26 protein-coding genes are annotated in these 23,268 nt (G+C 73.0%); 14 read left to right on the top strand and 12 right to left on the bottom strand.

From position 1 onward, the window contains the following. Positions 1–489 precede the first annotated feature (489 nt). A complete protein-coding gene (locus IGA62_RS09765; protein WP_190289273.1) occupies positions 490–1,350 on the top strand; it encodes a hypothetical protein in 861 nt (286 codons plus the stop codon). A gap of 30 nt (positions 1,351–1,380) precedes the next feature. Here IGA62_RS09765 and IGA62_RS09760 read toward each other — a convergent pair whose 3' ends face one another. From IGA62_RS09760 to IGA62_RS09750, 3 genes are all read right to left on the bottom strand, one after another. Then, on the bottom strand, positions 1,381–3,414 hold the full coding sequence (locus tag IGA62_RS09760) for an amylo-alpha-1,6-glucosidase (protein ID WP_145815329.1): 2,034 nt from the start codon (positions 3,412–3,414) through the stop codon (positions 1,381–1,383). Then, positions 3,411–3,818, bottom strand: a complete 408-nt coding sequence (locus IGA62_RS09755) for an SCP2 sterol-binding domain-containing protein (protein WP_145815330.1) — start codon at positions 3,816–3,818, stop codon at positions 3,411–3,413. Before IGA62_RS09755 ends, IGA62_RS09760 begins: the two co-directional genes overlap by 4 nt. Before the next feature lie 122 nt (positions 3,819–3,940). Continuing rightward, positions 3,941–4,315 (bottom strand): DsrE family protein, encoded by a 375-nt coding sequence (locus tag IGA62_RS09750; protein WP_145815331.1) that lies wholly within the window; start codon positions 4,313–4,315, stop codon positions 3,941–3,943. A 12-nt stretch (positions 4,316–4,327) separates the two neighbouring features. Here IGA62_RS09750 and mtfM point away from each other — a divergent pair, with 12 nt between their 5' ends. Then, a complete protein-coding gene (mtfM, locus tag IGA62_RS30550) occupies positions 4,328–4,432 on the top strand; it encodes a small membrane protein MtfM (RefSeq protein ID WP_269148487.1) in 105 nt (34 codons plus the stop codon). Next, positions 4,426–5,025 carry an FABP family protein gene (locus tag IGA62_RS09745; RefSeq protein ID WP_377464337.1) on the top strand — a complete coding sequence of 200 codons (600 nt, stop codon included), beginning with the start codon at positions 4,426–4,428 and terminating at the stop codon, positions 5,023–5,025. The genes mtfM and IGA62_RS09745 overlap by 7 nt, the downstream gene beginning before the upstream one ends. 47 nt (positions 5,026–5,072) lie before the next feature. Here the strand turns inward: IGA62_RS09745 and IGA62_RS09740 are convergent, their stop codons facing one another. Next, positions 5,073–5,963, bottom strand: a complete 891-nt coding sequence (locus tag IGA62_RS09740) for an aminotransferase class IV (RefSeq protein WP_232624937.1) — start codon at positions 5,961–5,963, stop codon at positions 5,073–5,075. A gap of 70 nt (positions 5,964–6,033) precedes the next feature. On the opposite strand from IGA62_RS09740, the gene IGA62_RS09735 reads away from it, so the two are divergent. From IGA62_RS09735 to IGA62_RS09720, 4 genes are all read left to right on the top strand, one after another. Continuing rightward, a complete protein-coding gene (locus tag IGA62_RS09735; protein WP_145815332.1) occupies positions 6,034–6,477 on the top strand; it encodes a Fur family transcriptional regulator in 444 nt (147 codons plus the stop codon). Beyond that, the gene (ygfZ, locus tag IGA62_RS09730; RefSeq protein WP_145815333.1) at positions 6,474–7,592 is read left to right on the top strand and encodes a CAF17-like 4Fe-4S cluster assembly/insertion protein YgfZ; all 1,119 of its coding nucleotides are present in this window, start codon (positions 6,474–6,476) and stop codon (positions 7,590–7,592) included. Before IGA62_RS09735 ends, ygfZ begins: the two co-directional genes overlap by 4 nt. 195 nt (positions 7,593–7,787) lie before the next feature. Further along, on the top strand, positions 7,788–8,615 hold the full coding sequence (locus IGA62_RS09725; protein ID WP_190289272.1) for a BKACE family enzyme: 828 nt from the start codon (positions 7,788–7,790) through the stop codon (positions 8,613–8,615). Between the two features lie 54 nt (positions 8,616–8,669). Continuing rightward, the gene (locus tag IGA62_RS09720) at positions 8,670–9,626 is read left to right on the top strand and encodes an asparaginase (protein WP_186499703.1); all 957 of its coding nucleotides are present in this window, start codon (positions 8,670–8,672) and stop codon (positions 9,624–9,626) included. Between the two features lie 6 nt (positions 9,627–9,632). Here IGA62_RS09720 and IGA62_RS09715 read toward each other — a convergent pair whose 3' ends face one another. Continuing rightward, positions 9,633–10,436: an alpha/beta fold hydrolase gene (locus IGA62_RS09715; protein WP_145821693.1), complete on the bottom strand. Its 804-nt coding sequence runs from the start codon at positions 10,434–10,436 to the stop codon at positions 9,633–9,635. A 142-nt stretch (positions 10,437–10,578) separates the two neighbouring features. Here IGA62_RS09715 and IGA62_RS09710 point away from each other — a divergent pair, with 142 nt between their 5' ends. The 5 genes from IGA62_RS09710 (at position 10,579) to IGA62_RS09690 (ending at position 14,241) form a co-directional block, all read left to right on the top strand. After that, positions 10,579–11,271, top strand: a complete 693-nt coding sequence (locus tag IGA62_RS09710; protein ID WP_145815335.1) for a helix-turn-helix domain-containing protein — start codon at positions 10,579–10,581, stop codon at positions 11,269–11,271. Further along, on the top strand, positions 11,268–11,948 hold the full coding sequence (locus IGA62_RS09705) for a hypothetical protein (RefSeq protein ID WP_145815336.1): 681 nt from the start codon (positions 11,268–11,270) through the stop codon (positions 11,946–11,948). Before IGA62_RS09710 ends, IGA62_RS09705 begins: the two co-directional genes overlap by 4 nt. Before the next feature lie 124 nt (positions 11,949–12,072). Next, the gene (locus tag IGA62_RS09700) at positions 12,073–12,387 is read left to right on the top strand and encodes a DUF2516 family protein (protein WP_145815337.1); all 315 of its coding nucleotides are present in this window, start codon (positions 12,073–12,075) and stop codon (positions 12,385–12,387) included. Continuing rightward, the gene (locus IGA62_RS09695) at positions 12,384–13,271 is read left to right on the top strand and encodes an alpha/beta fold hydrolase (RefSeq protein WP_145815338.1); all 888 of its coding nucleotides are present in this window, start codon (positions 12,384–12,386) and stop codon (positions 13,269–13,271) included. Before IGA62_RS09700 ends, IGA62_RS09695 begins: the two co-directional genes overlap by 4 nt. Positions 13,272–13,326: 55 nt before the next feature. Further along, a complete protein-coding gene (locus IGA62_RS09690; protein WP_145815339.1) occupies positions 13,327–14,241 on the top strand; it encodes an SDR family oxidoreductase in 915 nt (304 codons plus the stop codon). Here the strand turns inward: IGA62_RS09690 and IGA62_RS09685 are convergent. Beyond that, complete coding sequence (locus IGA62_RS09685; RefSeq protein ID WP_145815340.1) at positions 14,232–15,278, bottom strand: helix-turn-helix transcriptional regulator; 1,047 nt, start codon at positions 15,276–15,278, stop codon at positions 14,232–14,234. The genes IGA62_RS09690 and IGA62_RS09685 overlap by 10 nt on opposite strands. Positions 15,279–15,407: 129 nt before the next feature. On the opposite strand from IGA62_RS09685, the gene IGA62_RS09680 reads away from it, so the two are divergent. Together IGA62_RS09680 and IGA62_RS09675 are read left to right on the top strand one after the other, a co-directional pair. Further along, positions 15,408–16,196 (top strand): EI24 domain-containing protein, encoded by a 789-nt coding sequence (locus tag IGA62_RS09680; RefSeq protein ID WP_145821694.1) that lies wholly within the window; start codon positions 15,408–15,410, stop codon positions 16,194–16,196. Next, complete coding sequence (locus tag IGA62_RS09675) at positions 16,193–16,711, top strand: O-acetyl-ADP-ribose deacetylase (protein WP_145815341.1); 519 nt, start codon at positions 16,193–16,195, stop codon at positions 16,709–16,711. The genes IGA62_RS09680 and IGA62_RS09675 overlap by 4 nt, the downstream gene beginning before the upstream one ends. 19 nt (positions 16,712–16,730) lie before the next feature. Here the strand turns inward: IGA62_RS09675 and IGA62_RS09670 are convergent, their stop codons facing one another. Genes IGA62_RS09670 through IGA62_RS09645 form a run of 6 tightly spaced genes read right to left on the bottom strand, consistent with a single transcriptional unit; the run spans position 16,731 to position 23,254 of the window. Then, the gene (locus IGA62_RS09670) at positions 16,731–17,660 is read right to left on the bottom strand and encodes a GNAT family N-acetyltransferase (RefSeq protein ID WP_145815342.1); all 930 of its coding nucleotides are present in this window, start codon (positions 17,658–17,660) and stop codon (positions 16,731–16,733) included. Between the two features lie 49 nt (positions 17,661–17,709). Beyond that, a complete protein-coding gene (locus IGA62_RS09665; protein WP_145815343.1) occupies positions 17,710–18,717 on the bottom strand; it encodes a LacI family DNA-binding transcriptional regulator in 1,008 nt (335 codons plus the stop codon). A gap of 19 nt (positions 18,718–18,736) precedes the next feature. Next, the gene (locus IGA62_RS09660) at positions 18,737–20,107 is read right to left on the bottom strand and encodes a GH1 family beta-glucosidase (protein ID WP_145815344.1); all 1,371 of its coding nucleotides are present in this window, start codon (positions 20,105–20,107) and stop codon (positions 18,737–18,739) included. Further along, positions 20,104–20,937 carry a carbohydrate ABC transporter permease gene (locus IGA62_RS09655; protein ID WP_091452364.1) on the bottom strand — a complete coding sequence of 278 codons (834 nt, stop codon included), beginning with the start codon at positions 20,935–20,937 and terminating at the stop codon, positions 20,104–20,106. Before IGA62_RS09655 ends, IGA62_RS09660 begins: the two co-directional genes overlap by 4 nt. Continuing rightward, entirely contained in the window at positions 20,934–21,950 is a 1,017-nt protein-coding gene (locus tag IGA62_RS09650) for a carbohydrate ABC transporter permease (protein ID WP_145815345.1), read from the bottom strand. Before IGA62_RS09650 ends, IGA62_RS09655 begins: the two co-directional genes overlap by 4 nt. Continuing rightward, the gene (locus IGA62_RS09645; protein WP_145815346.1) at positions 21,947–23,254 is read right to left on the bottom strand and encodes an ABC transporter substrate-binding protein; all 1,308 of its coding nucleotides are present in this window, start codon (positions 23,252–23,254) and stop codon (positions 21,947–21,949) included. Before IGA62_RS09645 ends, IGA62_RS09650 begins: the two co-directional genes overlap by 4 nt. Positions 23,255–23,268 lie beyond the last annotated feature (14 nt).

The following is a 23,268-nucleotide window of genomic DNA, read 5'->3' as shown; positions in this document are numbered from 1 at the left end:
GCGGTGGTGTCCGATCGGGGTCCTTTCGAGCTGCCCCGTCTGTGCGCCCGCCGTGCAGTCGGCTGATGCCCGCGCAGTCGACGGTTCTCCGTGCATCGCGGTTCCCCGGGGGTGCTGGGCGGGGTCCTGGTGGGTGCCGGATGGGGCCGAGGAGTACCGGATCGCGCCGGTGAGGTGCCGGACGGGTGGGTGCCCCGTCTGTGCGGGCAGCTCTACAGCGTCCGCAGGGGCATGTCGCCGGGCCCGGAACTCACCGCCCGGACCGAGGTCAGGGCCCGGAAACTCGCCGTCCCGGACCGAGGTCAGGGCCCGGGAACTCGCGGTCCGGGACCGAGGGCAGGTCCCGTCGCCGGGCGGGGTGAGCTGCCGGCCGAGAGCGGGTGGTGGGGCGCGGTGGTGCCGGCCGCGCCCCACATCTGTCCAACCCACGGACAACCCTCCGGGTCACGCCCGCGTGGCCTGGTCGGGGCGACGTGACACCATGGCCGCGTGACCGGTCCTGTCCAGACGGGGTACGCCCCACCCAGTGGTCCGCCCAGCCCGCCCGCGCGGGGGTGGCCCCGCTGGCTGATCGTCGCCACCCTGCTCTGGGCGCTGCTGCTGGCGGCGCTGACCTGGCTCTCCGTACGCGATGACGGGCCGACGGTCCGCGAGCAGCGCACCCTGGCCGAGGCCGGTCCGGTGGTGGACCGGGCGATCGGTGACCTGGTCGCCGCCGCCGGTCCGGACGCGCTCGTCGAGCTGGCGAAGCCGGTGGTCGAGCGGGGTTGCCGGGTCACGCCGTTCGCCGACGGCGGCACCCTGGAACGCCTGGTCGACGTCCGGGTCCCCGGCGAGGAGCCGCGCGCCCTGCTGGACCGGCTCGCCGGGGCCCTGCCGGACCGCTACCGCGCCGCCGTGCTGCTCACCCGGGAGGGCTCCCGGTTGCGCGCCGACGCGGGGGAGTTCGTCGCCGTGCAGGGCCAGGAGACCGAGGAGGGCACTGTGCGGCTCACCGCCGACAGCGGGTGCCGCCCGCTCGGTTCCGGGTACGAGCCGACGCCGGTGACCGGCGCGGACGCCGAGGCCGACGCGGTCGCCGTAGCCCTGCGGGTGCTGGGCCGCCCGTCCGCCGGAGGGCCGGACCTGGTCGCGGCACCCTGCCCCGGCGGCGGCAGCGCCCGCACCGCGCGGGCCACCGCCGGCCCGGGGGCCCCGACCTCGGCGGCGGCCGTGCTCGCCCCGCTGGCCGCCGGTGCTCCCCTGGTCGACACCCCTGATCTGTACGCCTACCGCGTCGGTCCGGTCACCGTGCAGGTCCACCTGGCCGCCGACCCGCTCGCGGTCACCGCCTCGACCCCCTGCCGCTGAGCCGGGATACCCCCGGCCGGACCGTGCGCGTCAGTCGGTGCGGCTGCGGCCCAGCGCGTCGACGTGCCCCCAGCGGCCGGGGATGTCGAGTAGCTCGATCCGGCCCATCCCGGCCGGCACGGCCGGATCGATGATCAGGTGCTCGCCCGTCGGCTCCAGTCCGAGCAGCACCCGGAGCATCAGCAGCGGTGCCCCCGCCGACCAGGCCTGCGGGCTGCACGCCGTCGGGTACTCGACCGGGTAGTCGGTCAGGTCGCGGTCGTAGCCGGCGAACGCTTCGGGTAGCCGGCCGTTGAAGTAGCGGGACGCCTCCGCCATCGCCTTGCAGATCCGCCCGGCCTCCTGCCGGAAGCCGTACCGCCACAGCCCCCAGGCGATGATCGAGTTGTCGAACGGCCAGACCGTTCCGGCGTGGTACCCGATCGGGTTGTACCGCCCCTGATCGGTGGCGAGGGTGCGCACCCCCCAACCGGAGAAGAGCCGGGGGCCGAGCAGGTGTGCGGCCACCGCCGCCGCCCGCGACTCGTCGACGATGCCGCTCCAGAGCAGGTGCCCCATGTTCGAGGCGAGCGCGTCGACGTGCTTGCCCTCCGCGTCCAGGGCGAGCGCGTAGTACTCCCCGTCGGCGATCCAGAAGTCCCGGTTGAACCGGGCTTTCAACTCGGCTGCCTCCCGTTCCAGCCGGTCGGCCCAGGCCGGGTCGTCGTAGACCGTCCGGGCCAGCCGGGCAGCGCGCATCTTCGCGTCGTAGGCGTAGCCCTGGAGTTCACAGGTGGCGCGGGGGAATCCGGGCAGCCGTCCGTCGGCGTACGAGATGGAGTCCCAGGAGTCCTTCCAGCACTGGTTCTCCAGACCGGTGCTGGGGTTGCGGGTCTCGTACCAGAGGTAGCCGGTGCCGAGCAGGTCGCCGTAGGTGTCGATCCAGTCCAGCGCGAGGCGGATCGGGAACTCCAGAGCGCGGACGAGCGTGGTGTCGCCGGTCCAGCGTTCGTACTCGTCGACGAGGATGACGAACAGCGGCGTCGAGTCGGCGGCGCCGTAGTAGGGGGAGTGCGGCTGTTCCTCGAAGCCGGCGGTCTCGCCGTACCGCAACTCGTGCAGGATCTTCCCCGGCTCCTCGTCGCGGAAGTCGTCGAGTCGGGTCCCCTGGAGGCCGGAGAGGACGATCATGGACGCCGGCACCAGGTCCGGCATGAACGGCAGCACCTGGAGACCGGTCAGCATGCTGTCCCGCCCGAAGAGGGTCATGAACCAGGGCAGGCCGGCGGCCAGTAGGCGCATGTCGAGCGTGATCGACTCGTAACGCAGTGCGGTGAGGTCCTCGATGCTGCGCTGGTACGCCCGCTCCAGCGGGGTGAAGTCGCAGCCCAGCCTCGGAGCCCGGTCGATGAGTTGGCGGCGTTCCTCCTCGATCTGCCGGGAGCTGCGGCTGCCGCCGAGTGGCAGGCTCGCCCGGATGTCCTCGCTCCGCGCGCCGAAGACGGTGGTCACCACGTGCAGTCGCGTGCTCCACTCGGAGTGCGCCGCCACCCGGACGGTGAAGGTCATACCCTGCCCGTCGATCTGGGCGGGCGCGCTGGTCGCGACCACCGTCTCGCGGTGGAACCGTTCCCTCCGATACGTCAGCCGCAGTTGGTGGTCCTCGGCGCTGGCCGCCGAGCGACCCTTCTGCCGCCGGTCCTCCTTGATCTCGAACAGGTCCGCGAAGTCCGCCGCCATCTCGATCCGGACGGTGAACTCCACCTCCTGGCCGGTGTGGTTGAGCACGGCCAGTTCCTCGTCCAGGCCGCCCCCGATGGCCCTGCTCCGGATCACCGACACCTTGGGGTCCATGAAGTGGGCGGGTCGGTCGGGGATGAGGAAGTAGCGCGTCTGGTACGAGTTCTCCTCGTCCACGTAGAGCGTGTTCAGCCGCTGGCCGTCGAGGGTCAACAGCCAGGTGGAGAGGAACCGGGTGTCGAAGGAGAACAGGCCGGTCGGGAAGTCGGTCGAGGGCTCGATGTCGCCCCGCTCGTCGCACACCAGGAACGTGTTGCCGTCGAGGATGCTGACCAGGCGTTTCATCCCGGCCGTCCGCTCTGCGGCCGGATCGGCGGGGGCGTGTGGGCCTCCTGGGCGACCGCACGGGGGTCGCGGGTGCCCGGCGGCGAGGGGAAGAAGGTTCGGAAGACCAGGAACAGCAGTACGTTCCCGCTCAGCGTGGTCTCGTTGCGCAGCATCGCGGCGAAGCCCTGCGCGGTGCCGGTGACCAGCCGGTCGAACAGATCGGCACTGCTGTCCATGACCGCGTCCGCCGGCCGCCGTTCCCGGCTGACCCGGAGTTCCTGGTCGCGGATCACCACGTACCAGTGCTCGGTGCAGCCCCCGGCGGTCAGGTTGATCTGGAGCGTCCCGCTGATCGGTCCGCGGATGACGGCCGGGGCGCGCGCCGGCAGGGACGCGAAGAACTGTCTGGTCGCCTCACCCACACCCGGATGGTAGGTGCGGTCCGGGCAGGTCAGGGCAGGATCGGCGGCCCGCTCATCCGTCGGTGCTGCCCGGCGCGTGCGCGCCCACCCGTTCGGGCGGGCGGGGGTGGCCGGCGGGCGGGCTAGTAGACCAGCGCCTGGGCGCCCTCGGCCATCGCCTCCTCGACGAAGACCGCCGCCCCGGCGATCCGTACCCCCGGCAGCACGTCGCCGGGGCCGATGTCCCGACGGGCGGCGCACTGGGTGCAGGCGGTGACCTGCCCCGAGGCGAGGATCACGTGCAGCAGCTCGGCCAGCGGGGCGGAGTGGGGCAGCTCGAACTCCTGCGCCCGGCCGGGAAGGGCGAACCAGGTCGACTCGCCGGTCAACCAGAGCGAGACCTCCACCCCGGCCGCCACCGCGGTGGCGGCGACCGTGAACGCCTGCGCACACCGCTCCGGGGCGTCCGCGCCCGCGGTCACCTTGACGACGAGAGAACGTGCCATGGGGGCCAGCATAGGATGACCGCCATGGTCACCGAGATCGGGTTCGTCAGCCTGCTGGTCGCGGGCCTCGGCGCGCTCGCCGGTGGCCTGGTCTACGTTGCCGTACGTATTTCGAGAGGTCATTGGTGAGCGACAGCGACAACCCCCTGGCCCCGCCGCCGTGGCTGAACGCGCCGCCGGTCGACCCGTACCCGTACGAGGAGAGCCACGACCTGCGGGTCGGGCCGAAGCTGCACCCCACGCTGGACGGCCTGCTGCCGTACGTCGGGGTGTGGCGGGGACGGGGACGGGGCGGTTTCCCCAGCATCGAGGACTTCGACTTCGCCCAGGAGATCCGGATCAGCCACGACGGGCGGCCGTTCCTGTTCTACGAGTCCCGCGCCTGGATCCTCGACGAGCAGAGCCAGCCGGTGCGTCCGGCCGGTCGGGAGGTGGGCTGGTGGCGTCCGGTGCTCGACGGTGACCGGGTGACCGACGAGCTGGAGGCTCTGATGACCGTGCCGACCGGGGTCATGGAGCTGCACATCGGCAAGCGCCGGGGCACCCAGCTGGAGTTCGTCACCGACGCCGTGGTGCGCACCGCCACCGCCAAGGAGGTGACCGCCGGCCACCGCCTGTTCGGCATCGTCGAGGGTGCCCTGTTGTACGCCCAGGAGATGGCGGCCGTCGGCCACTCCCTCTCGCCCCACCTGTCCGCCCGCCTGACCCGCGTCGCGGGCTGACTCCTCGCCGGGGCCGGACGGTCGACGAACCGTCGGCGGCGCGGGGGTCAGGGATGGGGGAGGAGCTGCTGGAGCCGTCGGGTGTGCGGGGACGGGAAGGCGCGGTGCCCAGGAATGCCGTCCAGGGTGCGGATCTCGGCGACTCCCCGTACCGACGAGGTGAGCCAGGCGGCGTCGGCCTCCCGCAGGTCACCGGGGCTGATCATCCGCTCCGCCGACGTGAACCCCAGCTCGTGCGCGTGCGCCAGCAGCCAGGCGGCGGTGACGCCGGGCAGGATCCCGGTCCGGGTGGGAGGCACCGTGCAGAGGGTGTCGCCCTCCAGCCAGACCAGGTTGGCGGTCGGCCCCTCCAGGGCGTACCCGTCGGTGGAGACCCAGAGCACGTCGTCCACCCCGTGCGCGACCGCCCACCGGCGGGCGGCGCTGCTCAGCGCGTACGAGGTGGACTTGAACCCGGCCGGCAACCAGTCCAGGCCGGCGCGGCCGTCGGCGGTCACGCCCAGCGGCAGCGTCGCCACCGCGATCCCGAGGTGACGGGCGCGCCGGGCCGGCTGCGGCACCTCGCCCAGCGTGGCGTAGACCGTCGGTGGGCCGCCGCCCTCCGGCCCCCGGGTGCAGACCAGCCGGAGCGCCCCCTCGACCCCGGTCGGCCAGTCCACGGCCACCGCCGCCAGCAGGTCGAGCAGCGCGGTGGCCGGCGGTAGCCGGAGGCCGAGCAGGCTCGCCGCCCGGGTCAGCCGGGCCAGGTGTTCGCCGACCAGCCACGGCCGCCCGTCCCACAGGTGCATGGTCTCGAACAGCCCGTCACCGTGCAGCACCCCGAGGTCGTCGCCCCGCAGCGCCGGCTCGCCAGCCGGCACGAGTCCCCGGCCCAGCACCGCCACCCGGGGCGGTCCCGCCTGGTGCGTCAGCTGTGTCGTCCCGCTGAGTTCGGTCACGAATTCCGAGCGTAGCGGCGTACCGTCGCCGTGGGCCGGACCCACGCGGAGGCCGAACTATGATCGGACGGTGCCCGAAGCCTCCCTCGCCGAGCTGCTGCGCTCCCGCGGGCTGCGGTTGACCCCGCAGCGGCAGTTGGTCCTCCAGGCGGTGCTGGACCTGGGGCACGCCACACCCGAGCAGGTGCACCACGCCGTCCGCGAGGTGGCCGCCGGGGTCAACATCACCACGATCTACCGCACGCTGGAGCTGTTGGAGAAGCTGGGGCTGGTCAAGCACACCCATCTCTCCCACGGCTCGCCGACCTTCCACGCCGCCGGCGAGCACCAGCACGCCCACCTGGTCTGCCGGGAGTGCGGCAGGATCGACGAGGTGGAGCCGGAGCTGCTGCGCCCGGTCGCCGACCGGCTGGCCGCCGAGCGCGGCTTCCAGGCCGACATCGGGCACGTGGCGCTCTTCGGCGTCTGCGGGGAATGCGGGAACGCCGAGCACGGAAACGGGGAGCAGACATGATCGAGATCGCGGGGGCCGTACCGGTCGAGGCCATCGACACCGAGACCCGGGACCAGCCCGATCCCGCCCACCGGGCGGCCGGGGTCCACGGTGTCGCCGCCCACTACGGCGACCCGCTGCGGGAGCAGCGCACCCTCGCCACCGGGGTCGGCCTGGTCGACCGTTCACACCGGGGCGTGGTGGCGGTGCCCGGCGAGGAACGTGCCGGCTGGCTGCACACCCTCACCACCCAGCACCTGGCCGACCTGACCGCGGGCGAGGGCACCGAACTGCTCGTGCTCTCCCCGCACGGCCACGTCGAGCAGCACGCGATGGTCGCCGAGGACGGCGGGACCACCTGGCTGGACACCGAGCCGGGGGCCACCGCCGGCCTGCTCACGTACCTGGAGCGGATGCGGTTCTTCAGCAAGGTCGAGCCGCGCGACGCGACCGTCGAGCGGGCCCTGCTCTCCCTGGTCGGCCCGGACGCCGCCGAGGCGCTCGGCGCGCTCGGCGTGACCGGGCTCGCCGAACCGGACGCCCTCGCGGTGCCGGGCCCGAAGTTCCCCACCGGCTCCGTGCCACCCCGACCCACCGTCCGGTACGACGTCCGTCCGCTGCCCGCCGGTGGCTGGGCGCGGCGCGGGCCGCTCGGCGTGGACCTGCTCGTCGGCCGGGACACCATGGACGAGGTGGTCGCCACGCTGCGGGCCGCCGGGGTGCCGGTGGCCGGCCTGTGGGCGTACGAGGCGTTGCGGGTGGCCGCCCGGCGGGCCCGGGTCGGCGTGGACACCGACCACCGGACGATCCCCGCCGAGGTGGACCTGATCGGCCCGGCCGTGCACCTGGCGAAGGGCTGCTACCGGGGCCAGGAGACGGTGGCCCGGGTGCACAACCTGGGGCGCCCGCCGCGTCGTCTCGTCCTGCTGCACCTGGACGGGGTGACCAGCGACCAGTTGCCTCCCGCCGGTACGCCGGTGACCCAGTCCGACGGACGGGCGGTCGGCTTCCTCGGCACCGCTGTGCAGCACTTCGAGCTGGGGCAGGTCGCGCTCGCCGTGGTCAAGCGGAACGTGCCCGACGACGCCGCCCTCCTGGTGGGCGAGGCGGCCGCCGCCATCGACCCCACGCCGTAGTCGCAGTTGTCGACCCGGTCTGCGTCTGGTGGTAGCAGGGGTCCCCTGTTACCGCATTTTGTGTAGCAGGGGTCCCCTGCAACCACCTCACGCAGGACGTGCGACCACCGCACGCAAACGGACCGACGTCCGTACCAGCTGTTCCCGAGTGGCACACCATCGACCCGGCCCGACCAGCGGTCTAGGATCGCCGGCATGACGACAGGGACGTTGATCACGGTTGCCCCGACCGGTGCCGAGTCGGCCAAGGCGGAGGTGCCGGCGCTGCCGGTGACCCTCGACGAGTTGCTGCTGACCGCCAAGGAGTGCGAGGCGCTCGGCGCGGCCGTGATCCACGTCCACATCCGCGACGACGAGGCGAAGCCCACCCTCGACCCGGGGCGGCTGCGGGACACCGTCGCCGCGCTGCGGGAGAACACCGACCTGATCGTGCAGCTCTCCACCGGTGGCGCGGTGACCGACCCGGAGGCCGCCCGGCTGGCCGTGCTAGACGCCCGACCGGACATGGCCTCCTGCACCATGGGCACGGTCAACTTCGGCGACGACGTCTTCCTCAACCGCTGGGAGTTCATCGTCGACCTGCACACCCGCATGCAGGAGCGCGGCGTCGTCCCCGAGTACGAGATCTTCGACCTCGGCCACCTGACCGCCCTCCAGCGCCTGCTCGGCAAGTACGGCCTGCCGGCCGGCGGCCACGTGCACGTCGACTTCGTGATGGGCGTGCCGGGCGGTATGCCGGGCACCGCCGAGGCGCTGGTGGCGTGCCGCCAGGCGGTGCGGGACCTGCCGGAGGGCACCACCTTCTCGGCCACCGGCATCGGGCGCAGCACCATCCCGGTGATGCTGGCCTCGCTGGCCACCGGCGGTCACCTGCGGGTCGGCATGGAGGACACGGTGACCTACGCCAAGGGGCAGCCGGTCGAGTCCAACATGCAACTCGTCGCCCGTGCGGTCGCCGCCGCCCAGCTCGCCCAGCGCCCGCCGCTCACCCCGACCGGGGCCCGGCAGCTCCTCGGCGTGTAGTCGCAGGTGGGGGGCGGACGGACGGAGATCGGGACACCGGTACCGTTCCACCCCGTGAGGACGTACGCAGGTGGCGCGCTGCTCGCCGAGGTGGTCCGGTCCGGGTTCGTGGAGGGCCTCCACCGGGGCTCGGTGGTGGTGCTGGACGCGTCCGGCGCGGTCCTCGCCGCCGCCGGTGACGTCACCGCTCCGGTTTTCCCCCGGTCGGCGAGCAAACCGATGCAGACCGTCGGCATGCTCCGGGCCGGGCTGCGGCTGACCGCCTCGGCGGACCTGGCCCTGGTGTCGGCCAGCCACGCCGGGGAGGATTTCCACCTCGCCCGGGTGGCCGCGCTGCTCGCCTCCGCCGGGCTGGACGGGTCGGCGTTGGCCTGTCCGCCCGACCTGCCCCTGGACGAGGCCGCCCGGAACGCGGTGCTGCGGGCCGGCGGTGGCCCCGACCGGATCGGGATGAACTGCTCCGGCAAGCACACCGGGATGCTGCTCACCTGTCTCGCGGCCGGCTGGCCCACCGAGGGGTACCCGCTCCCGGAGCACCCGCTGCAACAGCGGATCCGGGCCACCGTCGAGGAGTTCACCGGAGAGCCGGTCGCGGCGGTCGGGGTGGACGGCTGCGGTGCCCCGGTGCTGGCGGTGTCCCTGACCGGGCTGGCCCGGGCGTACCTGCGGCTGGTGCAGGCGGAGCCGGGCACGCCGGAGCGCGGCGTCGCCGACGCGATGCGCGCCCACCCCGAGATCGTGGGCGGTACCGGGGCGGAGGACAGCCGACTGATGCGCGGCCTGCCGGGCACCCTCGCCAAGATCGGCGCGGAGGGGATCATCGCCGCCGGCCTGCCCGGCGTGGGCGCGGTCGCCGTCAAGATCGACGATGGGGCGGCCCGCGCCCGGATGCCCGTGCTCGTCTCCGCCCTGCGCCGGCTCGGTCAGGACGCCCCGATCCTGCACGAGTACGCCCAACTCCCGCTGCTCGGCGGCGGCGTGCCGGTCGGCGTGGTCCGTCCGGCCTGGTAGCCGGCCCTACCTCCCGGCTTCCGCGAGGAAGTCGAGCAGGGCGGCGTTGACGGGGGCGGGCCGTTCCAGCGGGAGCAGGTGGGCGGCGTCCGGTACGTCGGCCAGGCGCGTCGCGTCCGGCGCGGTCGCGGCGATCAGGTCGGCGAGGCGGCCGATGTCCGGCAGGTCGGCCGCACCGGCCGTGGCCAGCACCGGCATGCGCAGTTCGTGCAGACGTCCGATGGCCGGTGGCTCGGGTACGGCCACGTCGACCGCGCTGAGCGCGCGTTCGGTGGCGAGCGCCCGCTCGTCCATCTCGTGCGCGAAGCGCAGCAGGGCGGGATCGACGTCCTCCGGCCGCCGGTGTGGGCCGACCACCCAGAACCGCACCTCGGCGGCGGCCCCGGCCGCGTCGTCGTCCGGCTCGATCTCGCCGACCAGGGAGTCCCACAGGTCGTTCGTGTCGTCGGACCACTCGTGCCCGGTCACCGCGGTGCCGAGGAGCGCCAGCGCGGACACCCGGTCCGGGTGGGTCAGCGCGGTGTCGATCGCCACCGCCCCGCCGAACGAGCAGCCGACCAGGGCGGCCCGTTCGACCCCCAGCGCGTCGAGGACGCCGACCACGTCCGTGTGGTGGGCGAAGGGGGTGGGGGGCAGCTCGGACTCGCCGTATCCGCGCAGGTCGAGGGCGATCACCCGATGTCGGGTGGCGAGGGCGGGCACCTGCTCCCGCCACATCCGTCGATCCGCGATCCCCGCGTGCAACAGGAGGACCGGGGAGCCCTTGCCGGTGTCGTCGTACCCGAGTCGGGTGCCGTTCACTTCGATCATGGCCACCGGGGGACGTTACCGGACCGGCCCGCGCCGGTCGCGGGCGAGCGGCCCGTCCGCCCCCGCGGGACGATCTGAGACGTCGCTAACTCTGGTTAGCGTTCTGCTTGCAGGAGCTAGCGCAAGGGGTTAGCGTCGGGGCATGGCCACCCCGAAGGACCTTCCCCGCGACGTCGGCGGATTCATCCGTGACCTGCGACGCAACGCGAAGATCTCGCTCCGGCAGCTCGCCGAGCAGGCCGGGGTGAGCAACCCGTACCTCAGCCAGATCGAGCGCGGTCTGCGTAAGCCCAGCGCCGAGGTGCTCCAGCAACTCGCCAGCGCGCTGCGGGTCTCCACCCCGGCGATGTACCTGCGGGCCGGGCTGCTCGACGACCGCGAGGGGCAGGGGGTGCTCGCCGCGATCGCCGTCGACCCGGATCTGACGATGGCGCAGAAGCAGTCGCTCACCCAGATCTACGAGACGTTCCGCCGGGAGAACGTCCGGCTCGCCGAGGCGACCAGCGCCGCCGAGCAGAACGCTCCCGCCGCGACCACCGCAGCCGAGCAGAGCGCTCCTGCCCCGACCACCGTCGCCGAGCAGAACGCTCCCGTCGCCACCAGCGCCGGCGTGGCCCCCGACGCGGCGGCCACGGTCAACCTGGCGGCCACCGGCCCGACCACCGACAGCGGCACTCCGACCGAGGCGGTGCTGGAGTCGGTCGCCGTCACCGAGGCCGGGCCCGCCCCCGCCCCGGGCGACCGCCCGGCCCGACGGACCCGCGTACACACCACCCCCCGGAAGACCACGAAGAAGGCGACCGCCCCGGCGGTCGAGGAGGAGAACCCGTCATGAGCCAGCCGAAGACCAGTCGCATCCCTGCTCCGATCTACGCCGCCGCCGGTGCCGGCGACCTGGCGCTCGAGCAGCTCCGCAAGCTCCCGTCCGTGGTCGACGACCTCCGCGGCCGGGTGGTCAACGACCTCGGTGGCAAGGCCGTGGTGACCGGCTTCGAGCTGCGGCAGAAGGCCACCGAGACGCTGAAGACCGCCAACCTCACCGCCACCGGCCTCCGCGAGAAGGCGGTCCCGGGCGATCTCGACCTGGACAAGCTGCGCGAGATCGCCGGCCGGAACGCCGCTGTCGTCCTGGCTGGCGCCCAGGCCGCCCAGGAGCGGGCGCTGGCCGCGTACGGCGCACTGGTCGCCCGAGGTGAGCGGGTCGTCGGTGCCGGTGTGCTGGAGGCCGCCGAGACCGTGAACGCCGACATCGAGACCACCGAGGCCAGCACCACCACCGTTGCCGAGGCGGCCCCCGCCGCGGCGCTCGGAGCGGCCACCGCCCCGGTCACCGAGGTGACCGCCGTCGAGACGTCCGAGGTGACCGTCACGCCGGCCGACGTGGCCGAGGTGGTCGAGGCCAAGCCGGCCGCCGCCAAGCGGACCCGGACCACCAGGGCGGGCAGCACCAGCGACACCCCGTCGGCGAAGCTGCCGAAGGTGACGAAGCGGAGCCGCCCGGCCGTCGACTGATCCGGCGGCCCCACCCCGGCACCCCGCTGCGTACGGCACCCGGCGGTAACCGGACAGTCACTCCACCCGCGACCCCGGCCGTCCTGTCGGACGATTCCGGGGTCGCGGGCATAAGCTTGCCCACATGGCCAACGCCGCGCCGATCTTCTTCCTCGACGTCCGCTACGTGATCGAGCTGATCCTGCTCGTGTTCGCGCTGATCCTGCAGGGCGTCGCGCTGGTGCACGCGATCACCCAGCGCGCCGACGCGTTCGCCGCGATCGGCACCCTGCCCAAGGGCGGGTGGATCGCCATCCTGGCCGTCTGCCTGGCGCTCACCCTGCTCGGCTTCGGCCCGCTCACCCTCTTCGGACTGGTCGGCATCGCCGCCGGGCTCATCTACCTGCTCGACGTCCGGACCGGGTTGCGTGACCTCTCCGACGGCAAGGGCTTCTGGTGAGGGATTTCCGCTGGCCACCGCCGCCCGACGGCGGGCCGCGGACGTGGGGGCCGGGCCCGGGTGGCCCGCGTACCGGCCGACCGGCCCTGCCGGAGCCGGAGACGGAACTGGTCACCACTCCGCACGGCGTCCGGCTGGAGCGGCTGGTGACCGGGGCGGGCGAGCCGACCACGGTCTTCGCCCACGGCCTCGCCAACGGCATCGCCACCACCCGGCCCTTCGGCAGCGCGGTCGCCGGCCGCCGGGTCTTCTTCCAGTTCCGGGGCCACGGCCGTTCCGACACGCCGCCCGGTCCGTGGAGCTACCTCGACCTGGCCCGTGACCTGCGGGCCGTCGCCGACCTGAGCGGGGCGACCCGGGCGTTCGGGGTCAGCCTCGGGGCGGGGGCGCTCTGCCGGCTGCTGGTGGAGAGCCCGGAACGCTTCGAGCGGCTGGTCTTCTGCCTGCCGGCGGTGCTGGACCGGCCCCGGGACACGCGGGCCCGTCCGTGGCTGGCCGAGCTGCTGGCGGCCGTCGAGAGCGGGGAGGCCTCGGCCGTGGCGGACGTCGTCGCGGTCGAACTGCCCCCGGCCGTCCGCAACACCCCGGCCGGGTGGGCGTACCTGCGGCAGCGGCTGGACCACCTGCTCCGTGACGGCCTCGCGGCCGAGCTGGCCGGGCTGCTGGAGCAGGCCCCGCTGCGGGACGTCGCGACACTCGGGGCGGTCACCGCCCCGACGCTGGTGATCGGCTGCACCGGGGACGACCGGCACCCGGTCGAGGTCGCGGAGGCGCTGGCCGGCGCGTTGCCCGGGGCGACCCTGCACGTGTACGACCGTCCCGGCGTCCTCTGGACCGACCGGGCCGACCTCCGGGACCGGATCTCGACGTTCCTCAACGACTGACGATCATCGGGAAAAGGTGACTCCGGCTGTCAGGTACCGCTGACAGGGTCGGGGCATGACGAAACCGTTGACAGGGAAGACCGCGCTGGTCGCCGGGGCGACACGGGGCGCCGGCCGGCAGATCGCGGTGCAGCTCGGCGCGGCCGGGGCGACGGTCTACGCGACCGGCCGGAGCAGCCGCGCGGGCCGGTCGGAGCTGGACCGGCCGGAAACCATCGAGGAGACCGCCGACCTGGTCACCGCCGCCGGGGGCACCGGCATCGCCGTCCGCGTCGACCATCTCGTACCCGATCAGGTGCGCGACCTGGTCGCCCGGATCGACGTCGAACAGGGCCGGCTCGACGTGCTGGTCAACGACGTCTGGGGTGCGGACCCGTTGATCACCTGGAACCGGCCGGTCTGGGAGCAGCCGCTCGACGCCGGCCTCCGTACGCTCCGGCTGGCGATCGACACCCACATCGTCACCAGCCACTACGCGTTGCCCCTGCTGATCCGCCGGCCGGGCGGGCTGGTGGTGGAGGTCGGCGACGGCACCACCGCGTACAACTCCGGCACCTACCGCCTCTCGCTCTTCTACGACCTGGCCAAGACGGCCGTCAACCGGTTGGCCTTCGCGCAGGCCCACGAACTGGAGCCGCACGGTGCCACCGCGGTCGCGCTCACCCCGGGTTGGCTGCGCTCGGAGATGATGCTGGCGCACTACGGGGTCACCGAGGAGAACTGGCGGGACGCGCTGGTCCGGGAGCCGCACTTCGCCATCTCGGAGACGCCGGCCCTCGTCGGGCGGGCCGTGGCGGCGCTGGCCGCCGACCCGGACCGGGCCCGCTGGAACGGCAGCTCCGTCTCCAGCGGCGAGCTGGCCCGGGTGTACGGCTTCACCGACGTCGACGGCAGCCAGCCGGACGCCTGGCGGTACATGGTGGAGGTGCAGGACGCCGGCAGGCCGGCCGACGTGACCGGCTACCGCTGACCGTCGCCGGGCCGCCCGGCGGGGTCACCGGTGACCGGGGCGGATCCGCCGTCGTCCGGCCGGAGGTCGTCGCGGTAGAACGCGGCGAGCCGGCCGGCGGCGGTGGCCATCCGGGTCCGCAGGGCGGGTGGGTCGAGCACCTCCACCTCCGGCCCGAGCGCGAGCAGCATGTCGTACGCCACCTCGACGGACTCGACGGGCAGTCGGGTCACCACCCGGCCCTGCCCGTCCGGCTCGCCCGCCCCGGCGACCGCCTCGTCGTACGCGAACGGGGCGTGTGCCACGTGTCGCAGCGCGCGCAGCCCCGCCGGGGTGAGCCGGACGGTCACCCGCTCGGCGAGCATCTGACGGAGGAACACCTCGGCCTGCTCCCGCCAGTGTCCGCCCAGGTCGAAGCGCTCGTCCCGGTCGAAGGTGTCCCCGCCCACCACCACGTCGACCACCCGGTCCACCCGGTACGTCCGGTACCCGGTGCCGATCCGGCCGACGAGGTACCAGGTGCCGCTCTTGAGCACCAGCCCGTACGGCTGCACCGTGCGGGTGACCTCCCGGTCCCCGCGCCGGTACCGCAGCTGGACCACCCGGTCCCGCCACACCGCGCCGGCCAGCTCGGCCAGCCATGCCGGCGGTGCGGCGTGCCGGAACCAGCCCGGGACGTCGAGATGGAAGCGCTGCCCGGTCCGGGCCGACGCGTCCCGCAGCGCCGGCGGGAGCGCCGCCAGCACCTTCAGCTCGGCGGTGGCGACGGCGTCGGCCAGGCCCATGTCCCCGGCCGGTCCGCGCAGCCCGGCGAGGAAGAGCGCCTCCGCCTCCTGCCGGGTCAACCCGGTCAGCCGGGTCCGGTACCCGCCGAGCAGCCGGTACCCGCCGGTCCGGCCCCGGTCCGCGTAGATCGGCACCCCGGCGGCGGAGAGCGCCAGCACGTCCCGGTACACCGTCCGTTCGGAGACCTCCAGTTCCCGGGCCAGCTCGGCGGCGGTCATCGCCTCCCTCGACTGGAGCAGCAGGAGCAGTGAGATCAACCGGGACGCGCGCACCCGGCCATCCTGCCCGGTACGGCCGGCGGGCCACCGTGGACACCGGCGCGTCGGCTGGCCGTGGACACCGGCGCGTCGGCCGCCCGGTGGACCCCGGTGCCGGCCGATAGGCTCCGGTGCGTGGACACGATGAGGGTCGCCGCCCCGGCCACGAGCGCCGTGCGCCGGTTCTTCTCCGGGGCCGGGCTGCTCGTGCGCGGTCTCGGCCTGTACGCCCGCAACCCCGGGCTGATGCTGCTCGGCATCCTGCCCGCGTTGATTACCGGTGCGCTCTTCCTGGCCGCCTTCGGCGCGCTGGCGTACTTCGTCGACGAGCTGGCCGCACTGGTCACCCCGTTCGCCGACGGCTGGTCGGCCACCGTGCGCAACCTGGTGCGGGTGATGGCCGGGTTGGCGCTGCTGGGGATCGGCGGGCTGGTCGGGGTGCTCACCTTCACCGCGGTCACCCTGGTCGTCGGTGACCCGTTCTACGAGAAGATCTCCGAGCGGGTCGAGCAGCGGTACGGCGGCACCCCGGGCGAGGTGGAGGTGCCGTTCTGGCGTTCCCTGCGCCGCAGCCTCGTCGACTCGCTGCGGCTGGTCGCGATCTCGGTGCTGGTCGGCGTCCCGCTCTTCGCGGCCGGGTTCGTCCCGGTGGTCGGGCAGACGGTCGTCCCGGTGGTCGGCGCGGTCGTCGGCGGTTGGTTCCTCGTCCTGGAGCTGGTCGGGGCCCCCTTCTACCGGCGCGGCATGCGACTGCCGGACCGCCGTCAGGTGCTCCGGGCCGACCTGCCGACCTCGCTCGGCTTCGGGGTGGCGGTCTTCGTCTGTTTTCTGATCCCGCTCGGCGCGGTGCTCATCATGCCCGCCGCCGTGGCCGGCGCGGCGCTGCTGACCCGACGCCTCCTCGGCCAGCCCCTCCAGGAGGCACACCCGTGAGGATCACCCTGGTCGAGGGGGACATCACCGAGCAACGGGTCGACGCGATCGTCAACGCCGCGAACTCGTCCCTGCTCGGCGGCGGGGGCGTCGACGGCGCGATCCACCGCCGGGGCGGCCCGGCCGTCCTGGCGGAGTGCCGGGCGCTGCGTGCCTCCCGGTACGGCCGGGGCCTGCCGACCGGGCAGGCGGTCGCCACCACCGCCGGTGACCTGCCCGCCCGGTGGGTGATCCACACCGTCGGCCCGGTCTGGTCGGCCGCCGAGGACCGCTCCGCGCTGCTGCGCGACTGCTACGCCAACAGTCTCCGGGTCGCCGACGACCTGGGTGCCACCGTGGTCGCCTTCCCGCTGATCTCCGCCGGCATCTACGGCTGGCCGGTCGAGGACGCCGTCGGCCAGGCACTCTCGGTGCTGCGCGCCGCGACCCCGGCCACCGTCACCGAGGCCCGACTGGTGCTCTTCGGCGCCGACACCTTCCGCACGGCGGAGCGGGTAGCCGGCGGAGAGCCCTGATCAGCGGGTTCCGGACGCTTCAGCCCTCCGCCGCCAGGTCGCGCAGGCAGGACCAGAGCGTGGCCACCGGCTGGTAGCCGAGCCGTGCGTTGATCGCCAGCATCGGGGCGTTCGCCTCGTCGTTGGAGGTGTACGCGTGCCTGACCCCCGTCGCGCGGGCCCGGTGCAGCGCGGCCAGCTTCGCCAGCCGGGCCAGCCCCCGCCCCCGGTACGCCGGCACCGTCGCGGTCATGTCCGACCACATCCGGTCGCCGTCCCGTTTCACCAGGCTGAACGCCGCCAGTTTCCCGTCGACCTCCAACACCGAGCTGGCCCGAGGGTCGAGTCCGACGTTGTCCCAGACCTCGAAGCGCCACTGTTCGTAGCCGAGGGCGTCCGACGGCAGGTCGTCCGGCTCGTCGGCGCTGGCGGCGACGTACGCCTCGTACAGACGACGCGGCGCAAGCTCCGTCAACGCCAGCAGACGCGTTCCCGTGGGCAGGGGCGGCACCGGTGGCGTCCCGCGCAGGTCCAGCGCGGCGTAGCGCGCCTTCCGGCTCGGGACGAAGCCCCGCTTCTCCGCGAACGGCAACGATCCGGTCGTCACCCAGGTGCGCACGCGGGCCAGCCCGAGGGGCGCGAGGTGGCCCAGCGCCCGGTCCAGCAGGGCGTTGCCGACCCCACGCCCACGGTGCCCGGGGTGGACGTGCAGCATCGCCACCTCACCGGAGGTGGGCGTCGACGAGCGGAGGTACCGGTACGCCGACACCCACCCGACCACCGTGGCGTCGACCTCGGCCACGAAGGCGGCCCAGTCCTCACCGGGCGGAGGCGCGGTGATCATCTGACGGGTCGACTCGACTCCGCGTACCAGGTAGGGATGCACGACCGCCCGCAGCGCGACGACGCCCGCCGCGTCGTCGGGCCGGGCGGTGCGGATCAGGTGCCGGACGGGCGGAGGCTCTGCCATCCCCGGGACGGTACGCCGACCCCGCCGGTGGCGGCCACGGCATTTCGCCTCACGCCGAGGCGCGCAGCACCAGTTCGGTGGGGAGGATCAGCGCGGGTTCGACGGCCTCGCCGGCGGCTATGCGCAGCACCTGGCGGGTGCCGGCCCGGCCGAGTTCCAGGATCGGCTGCCGGACGGTGGTCAGCGGCGGCTCGGTGTAGGCGGCCGTCTCGATGTCGTCGAAGCCGATCACGGCCACGTCCTGCGGCACCCGCCGCCCGGCCTCGCGGAGCGTCCGCAGGGCGGCGTGCGCCATCAGGTCGCTGGCCGCGAAGACGGCGTCCAGGTCGGGGTGCTCGGTGAGCAGCTGCCGCATCGCCGCCGCCCCGGACTCCCGGGTGAAGTCGCCGTACGCCACCAGCTCGGGCAGGCCGGCGGCGACGACGGTGTCCCGGTAGCCGGTGAGGCGCTCGATACCGGCGACCATGTCCTGTGGGCCGGCGATGGTGGCGATCCGCCGCCGGCCGCTCTCGATCAGGTACCGCACCGCGCGGGTCACCCCGCCGACGTGGTCGACGTCGACGTACGGGACCGGGGAGTCGCCGAGCCCGCGTCCGCTGCACACCACCGGGATCCCCAGCCGGGCGAGGCGGGCGGGGAGCGGGTCGGCGCCGTGCAGCGAGGCGAAGAGCACCCCGTCGACGTGCCGGCCGCTGGTGTAGCGCTCCACCCGCTCCCGCCCGGCCGGCGAACCGGCGAGCATCAGCACGAGCTGCTTGTCGGCGGCCTCCAGCTCCTGGCTGACCCCCCGGATGATGCCGGGGAAGACCTGGTCGTCGGAGAAGACCCGGGTGGCCGCCTCGGGCATGATCAACGCGATCGAGTCGGTCCGCTGGGTGACCAGGCTGCGGGCGGCCAGGTTCGGCACGTACCCCAGCTCGGCCACGGCCTGGTGCACCGCCGCGCGGATCGGCTCGGCGACCGTGGTGGAGCCGTTGACCACCCGTGACACGGTCGCCCGCGACACCCCGGCCCGTCGGGCCACCGCCTCCAGCGTGGGTCGCTGCGCCGTCGTCATCCCCGTCACCACCGCCTCGTCACAGCCCGTTCCGGGAGATCACCTCCTGGTACCACCGGGCGCTGGCCTTCGGGGTCCGCCGCTGGGTCAGGTAGTCGACGTGGACGATCCCGAACCGCTTCCGGTAGCCCTCGGCCCACTCGAAGTTGTCCAGCAGAGACCATACGAGATAGCCGCGCAGGTCCACTCCCCGGCTGATTGCTTCGTGCGCCGCCCGCAGGTGCCCGTCGAGGTAGGCGATCCGGTCGTCGTCGGCCACCCGGCCGTCCCCGGTGCGGGCGGTGTCGGCGAACGCGCCGCCGTTCTCCGTGATCATCAATGGTACGCCGGGGTAGTCGGTGGCGATCCGCTCCAGCAGCCGGGCCAGGCCGGCCGGCTCGACCAACCAGCCCATGTCGGTGACCGTGCCGGTCGGCGACAGGAAGTCCACCACGCCCTCGGTGCCCGGGAACGTGCCGGCGTTCCCGACCGCGTCGGGCCGCCCGGCGACGTAGGTCGGCTGGTAGAAGTTCAGCCCGAGCAGGTCGATCGGGGCGGCGATGAGCTTCTCGTCGCCGTCGCGGATGAAGGTCGGCTCGACGAACCGGGCGATGTGGGCCAGCATGTCCTCCGGGTAGCCGGCGCGCAGCAGCGGGTCCAGGAAGATACGGTTCTGCAACCCGTCGACGAGGCGTACCGCGGCGGCGTCGGCCGCGCTCTCCGGGTCCGCCGGCTGGACGTCGGCCGGGTTGAGCGTGATCGAGATGGTCTCCGCGCCGGCCGCGCGCAGCGCACGGGCCGCCAGACCGTGCCCGAGCAGCAGGTGGTGCACGGCGGAGAAGGCGGCTCCCGCGTCCTGGACGCCGGGGGCGTGCACCCCGCTGCCGTAGCCCAGGTACGCCGAGCACCACGGCTCGTTGAGCGTGGTCCAGGTGCGCACCCGGTCACCGAGGCGGGCGTACACGGCGGTGGCGTACTCGGCGAAGTGCTCGGCGGTGTCCCGGTTGGTCCAGCCGCCCCGGTCCTGGAGGGTCTGCGGCAGGTCCCAGTGGTAGAGCGTGACGATCGGGTCGATGCCCCGCTCGACGAGCGAGTCCACCAGCCGGTCGTAGAAGTCCAGGCCGCGCGGGTTGACCGGGCCGGTGCCGTCCGGCCGGATCCGGGGCCAGGCCACCGAGAACCGGTACGCCTTCAGCCCCAGCTCCGCCATCAGCGCCACGTCGTCGCGGTAGCGGTGGTAGTGGTCGCAGGCCACGTCGCCGGTGTGCCCCTGGAAGACCTTCCCCGGCGTACGGCTGAAGGTGTCCCAGATCGACGGGGTGCGACCGTCGTCGTGGGCCGCGCCCTCGATCTGGTACGCGGCGGTGGCCGCTCCCCAGACGAACCCTTCGGGAAATCGCAGCGTGTTCAAGCCTTGACCGCACCTTCCATGATTCCGCCGATGATCTGGCGGCCGAACAGGACGAAGACGAGCAGCAGGGGCAGGGTGGCGATGGCCGTCCCGGTGAACACCTGCGACATGTCCTGGTAGTAGCCGTCCGACAGTGCTCGCAACGATAGTTGCACGGTCGGGTTCTCCGGGTCGTTGAGTACCGCGTACGGCCAGAGGAAGTCGTTCCAGGTGGTCATGAAGGTGAGCAGCCCCAGCACCGCGGCGGCCGGCCGGAGCGCGGGCAGCACCACGTTCCAGTAGATCCGGGCGGTGTTGCAGCCGTCCATCCGGGCCGCCTCGATCAGCTCGGTGCTGACCGCCTGGCCGGCGTACTGCCGCATCATGAAGACGCCGAAGCCGGTGACCAGGGCCGGGACGATCACCGCGGGCAGCCGGTCGTTCCAGTTCAGCTTCGTCATGAGCAGGTAGAGCGGGATGACGCCGAGCTGGGTGGGGACCATCATCGTCGCGACGATCACCAGCAGCAGCGCGTTGCGTCCCTTGAAGCGCAGCTTGGCGAAGGCGAACCCGGCCAGGGTGGAGAAGAAGACCACCGAGACGGTGACCGTGGTGGCCACGATCGCCGAGTTGATCAGACCGGCCAGGAAGTACGCGTCGGTGTTGTCGAAGAGCCGGGCGATGTTCGCCCCGAGGTTGCCGCCCGGGGTGACCGGGGGCGGGACCTGCCCCATCGCGTCGCTGGAGCGGCTCGCCACCACGAACATCCAGTAGATCGGGAAGATCGAGAGGAAGCCGGCGACGATCAGCGCCGCGTAGGTGAGTCGGCTGGCCGACCAGAGCCGGTTCATCGGCCGCCCTCCTTCTTCCGTCCGCCGCCGTCGGCCTTCTTCGGTCCGCCGCCGGCGAGCCGGCGCAGCATCAGCACGTTGATCGCCGCCACGACCGCGATCAGGGCGAAGAGCAGCCAGGCCACCGCCGAGCCGTAGCCGAAGTTGTAGTGCGGGGCGAACGCGTTCTCGAACATGTACATGGTCACCGTCTGGGACTCCCGCATCGGTCCGCCCCGGATCGGGTTGGTGCCGGAGTGGAAGAGGCGGGGCTCGGTGAACAGTTGCAGCCCGCCGATGGTGGAGATGATGACGGTGAAGATGATGGTCGGCTTGAGCAGCGGCACGGTGATCGACCAGAACTGCCGGACCCGGTTGGCCCCGTCGATCGCCGCCGACTCGTACAGGTCGCGGGGGATGGCCTGCATCGCGGCCAGGAAGATCAGCGCGTTGTAGCCGGTCCACCGCCAGTCGACCATGGTCGAGATGGCCACCCAGGAGGCGAACCGGTTGGACTTCCAGCCGATCGGGTCGACGCCGACCAGGTCGAGCAGCCAGTTGACCATGCCGAACTCGCGACCGAAGATCACGCCGAAGACGATCGCCACGGCGGCGGTCGAGGTCACGTTCGGCACCAGCACCGCCATCCGGAACGTGGTCCGGGCCCGCAGCTGCCGGTTGAGCAGGTTCGCCAGCCAGAGTGCGGCGAGCAACTGCGGGACGGTGGAGATGACGAAGATCCCCAGGGTGTTGACCACCGAGTGCCAGAAGTCGCTGTCGGCCATCAGGCGGCTGTAGTTCTCCAGGCCCACGAAGGTGTGCTCGGTGCCGAGCAGGTCCCAGTCGTGCAGCGACACCCAGAGGGTGTAGCCCAGCGGGTAGAGCCCGAACACCCCGAAGAGCAGGAAGAACGGCGCGATGTAGAGGTACGGGGACCAGCGCTGGTCGATCCGGCTGAGGCGTACCCCCTTCGGGGGCCGGGCCGGTGGGGGCGCCGGGGCCCCCACCGGTGGCCGCTGGAGTCCGACGGTCACTTGTCGGCGGCCTTCTTGGCGTTGTTCACCGCGTCCTTCCAGCCCTCCTCGGGGCTGCGCTGGCCGAGTTCGACGGTGCGGACGGCGTTCTCCACCTCGGTCCGGACCGCCTGGTTCTTCGGGCCCATGTAGACCGGCTTCAGGGTCTTGGCGCCCTCGGCGAAGATCTTTCCGACCGGGGCGTCGGAGAAGTACGGGTTCTTCGAGTCCACGATCGCCGGGTCGTCGAGGGCCTGCGGGGACGACGGCAGCGGGCCCTTGGCCTTGAAGGCGCCGATCTGCCCCTTGGCGCTGGTCAGGAACTTGGCCAGCTCGATCGCCTCGGCCTGGTGCTTGCTCTGCTTCGGCACGGCCAGGTGCGAGCCGCCCCAGTTGCCGCCCTCGCCGGGCACCCGGGCGATGTCCCACTTGCCCTTGGCGGCCGGACCGGCGTTGCCCTCGATCACCCCGGTCATCCAGGCCGGGCAGGCGATGGTGGCGAACTTGGCCTGCTTGAAGGCGGAGACCCACTCCTCGGACCAGGAGCCGTACTTCCCGGACAGGCCGGAGTCGACGATGTCCATGGTGGTGTCCCACGCCTGGCGGACGGCCGGGTTGCTGTCGACGACCAGCTTGTCGTTGGTGTCGTAGTAGTGGTGGCCCGGTCCGCTGCCGGCGGTCTGGAGCACGATGGTGTTGAAGATGTTGGTCGCCGCGTCGAGGAAGGAGGCGCCGGTGTTCTTCGCCTTGAACTGCTCACCCACCTTGACGTACTCCTGCCAGGTCGGCCAGAGCTTGGAGACCTCGTCCCGCTCGGTGGGCAGGCCGGCCTTGGCGAAGAGGTCCTTGCGGTAGCACATCGCCATGCCGCCAACGTCGGTGCCGAGACCGATGAGGTGCTTGCCGTCGGCGGTGAGGCCCTGGTTCCACTTCCACTCCAGGAAGTTGCCCTTCAGCTCACCGGCGCCGTGGTCGAGCAGGTTGACGAAGTGGTTGGGGTTGGCCTTGTACTCGACCATCAACCCTTCCTCGATGGCGACCACGTCCCCGGCGCCCTTGCCGGCGGCCAGCCACTGGGTGAGCTTGGGGGAGTACTCGTCCAGGTTTCCGCCGGTACCCCGCTCGACGATCTTGACGCCCTTGTGGGTGGCCTCGTACTCCCGGTACAGCTCCTCGTAGCCGAACTGGCCGAAGACGTCGACGGTCAGTGTGATCGGGCCGCCGTCGGCGGGCTCGTCGCTCCCGCCGCAGGCGGTGGGGGCGATCAATGCGGTGGCCGCGACCAGGGCGATCGCCGCGAGGCGGCGGCGCGGAATGACACCCATCTGTCTCAGACCCC

Origin of the sequence: Micromonospora sagamiensis (genome assembly GCF_014680085.1) — a bacterium.
GTDB classification, from domain to species: Bacteria; Actinomycetota; Actinomycetes; order Mycobacteriales; family Micromonosporaceae; genus Micromonospora; species Micromonospora inyonensis.
Note: the sequence above shows the minus strand (reverse complement) of the source record. Positions and strands in the feature narration are given on the sequence as shown.